General features: G+C 44.6%; 1 protein-coding gene. It reads left to right on the top strand.

Features of this window, described 5'->3' with window-relative positions:
• Positions 1–350: class I tRNA ligase family protein (locus B2X33_RS05680; protein ID WP_296668259.1), on the top strand; the 350-nt coding region annotated here is incomplete at both ends.

Raw genomic sequence — 350 nt, 5'->3', positions numbered from 1 at the left:
ACAGAATTCCTGAACTATGAGGACGGAAAATTCTCAAAGTCAAAAGGAGTAGGCGTTTTCGGCTCAGACGCGAAAGAGTCTGGAATTCCAAGCGACGCGTGGAGATTCTACATTTACTACAACCGCCCGGAAAATCAGGACTACCAGTTCACTTGGAAGGACTTTCAGGAAAAATACAACAAGGAGCTGATTGGAAATCTCGGAAATCTTGTGAACCGCACTTTGCTTTTCATCAACAAGAACTACGGCGGAAAGATTCCTGAAGGCAAAAAGGACGAGGCTTTGTGGGCGCAGATCGAAGAAAAAGAGAAAAAAGCGACAGAGCTTCTTGAATGGGCTGAGATAAAAGA

This window comes from Treponema sp. UBA785, from assembly GCF_002297065.1.
GTDB lineage: Bacteria > Spirochaetota > Spirochaetia > Treponematales > Treponemataceae > Treponema_D.
This window is presented reverse-complemented; position numbering and strand designations above follow the sequence as displayed.